The sequence below is a fragment of the Arthrobacter sp. 9V genome, from assembly GCF_902506065.1.
Lineage (GTDB): Bacteria > Actinomycetota > Actinomycetes > Actinomycetales > Micrococcaceae > Arthrobacter.
Genome location: NZ_LR732964.1, coordinates 1 through 2026, shown reverse-complemented (window position 1 = coordinate 2026; position 2026 = coordinate 1). Strand labels below are relative to the sequence as shown.

The window sequence follows — 2026 nt, the reverse complement described above, 5'->3', positions numbered from 1 at the left end:
AGCTCGGCTCGTCCGAGGCGATCGACGAGTACTGCTCCACCACGTGGGGCGTGACGTTCCCGATGTCCGAGAAGGTCAAGGTCAACGGCAAGAGCGCCCACCCGCTCTACCAGGCCCTCAAGGAGACCCCGGACGCCGACGGCAAGGCCGGTCGGGTGAGCTGGAACTTCGAGAAGTTCCTCGTCGCCCCCGACGGCACCGTCACGCGCTTCCGCCCCACCACGAAGCCGGACGCCCCCGAGGTCGTCGCCGCCATCGAGGCGGCCCTCCCCGCCTGACGCGCCGCGTCCTGCGGGCGCGCACCGAGCACTGGCCGGGAGGCCCGGGGCACGTGAGCCGACCGGCTCACGTGCCCCGGGCCTCCCGTCTGTACGCTCGATCCCATGCCGATCCCGGAGACCGCCGTCGCGCACCCGACCCCGTTCGTGGAGATCCCACGTGCCGAGTGGTCGCAGCTCGCACCCAAGGAGCACCTGTCGCTCACCGAGACCGAGATCGTGCAGCTGCGCGGACTCGGCGACCGGTTGGACATGCAGGAGGTGCAGGAGGTCTACCTGCCCCTGTCCCGCCTGCTCACGCTCTACGCGGCCGGCGCACGGAACTTGCACGCCGAGACGAGCCGGTTCCTGGGTGAGCGCGCCGGACGCACGCCGTTCGTCATCGGCGTCGCGGGTTCCGTCGCCGTCGGCAAGTCCACCGTCGCCCGTCTGCTGCGGGAGCTGACGAAGCGCTGGCCGGACACCCCTCGCGTGGAGCTCGTGACGACCGACGGCTTCCTGTACCCGAACGCCGAGCTGGAGCGCCGCGGGATCATGGACCGCAAGGGCTTCCCGGAGTCGTACGACCGCCGCTCCCTGCTGCGCTTCGTGAGCCAGGTGAAGAGCGGGGCAACCGAGGTCCGGGCGCCGTACTACTCGCACCTGGTCTACGACATCGTGCCCGATGCCGAGATCGTCGTCCGGCAGCCCGACGTGCTCATCGTCGAGGGTCTCAACGTGCTGGCGCCCCCGGTGCACGGGCGGCTCGCGCTGTCCGACCTGTTCGACTTCACGATCTACGTGGACGCGAAGACCAAGGACATCGAGTCCTGGTACGTCGACCGGTTCCTCGCCCTGCAGGAAGAGGCGTTCTCGAGCCCCGACTCGTTCTTCCACCGGTTCGCCTCGCTCTCGCGTGAGGACGCGGTGCGGACGGCGACCGAGGTCTGGCGGGCGATCAACGAGCCGAACCTGCTCGAGAACGTGCTGCCCACGCGCTCCCGCGCCACCCTGGTGCTGAAGAAGGGCGCGAACCACAAGGTGAACTCGGTCCTGCTCCGCAAGATCTGAACGGGAGCGGGCAGCAAAACACCGGTGTTCGCGAGCTGAACCGCGTCCTGCGCGTGTTCAACCGGCGAACACCGGTGTCTTGCGGAGGGGAACCCTACGCGGCGTCGAGCGCCAGGCGGTCCTGCACGACGGCGGCGAGCTCCTCGGCGATGCGCTGGGCGTCGTCCTGCGACGCAGCCTCGACCATGACCCGCACGACCGGCTCGGTGCCGGAGGGTCGGAGCAGCACGCGACCGGTGTCGCCGAGTGCCGCGGACGCCGCAGTCACGGCGTCCTGCACGCCCTGGTCGGCGAGCCCGTGACGATCGACGCCGCGGACGTTGAGCAGCACCTGCGGGAACACCGTCATGCACGAGGCGAGCTCCTGCAGGGTCTTGCCCGTCCGCGCCATCTCGGCGACCAGGTGGAGCCCGGTGAGGATGCCGTCGCCCGTGGTGGCGAACTCGTTGAAGATGATGTGGCCGGACTGCTCGCCACCGATGGAGTAGTCGCCCTCGGTCATCTTCTCGAGCACGTAGCGGTCGCCGACACCGGCCTCGATCACGGTGATGCCCGCGTCGGCCATGGCCCGCTTGAGCCCGAGGTTCGACATGACCGTCGCGACGAGGGTGTCGTCCTTCAGGCGTCCGCGCTCCTGCAACGACAACGCCAGGATCGCCATGATCTGGTCGCCGTCGATCGCGTTGCCCGCGGCGTCG

1 protein-coding gene and 2 pseudogenes are annotated in these 2026 nt (G+C 69.6%); 2 read left to right on the top strand and 1 reads right to left on the bottom strand.

Going from position 1 to position 2026, the window contains the following annotated elements:
* Together BACI9J_RS22795 and coaA are read left to right on the top strand one after the other, a co-directional pair.
* Positions 1–278: pseudogene (locus BACI9J_RS22795) on the top strand (glutathione peroxidase); the annotation flags it as partial.
* A gap of 105 nt (positions 279–383) precedes the next feature.
* The gene (gene coaA, locus BACI9J_RS22790; protein WP_056072020.1) at positions 384–1328 is read left to right on the top strand and encodes a type I pantothenate kinase; all 945 of its coding nucleotides are present in this window, start codon (positions 384–386) and stop codon (positions 1326–1328) included.
* A gap of 94 nt (positions 1329–1422) precedes the next feature.
* Here coaA and BACI9J_RS22785 read toward each other — a convergent pair.
* Positions 1423–2026: pseudogene (locus BACI9J_RS22785) on the bottom strand (phosphoglucosamine mutase); the annotation flags it as partial.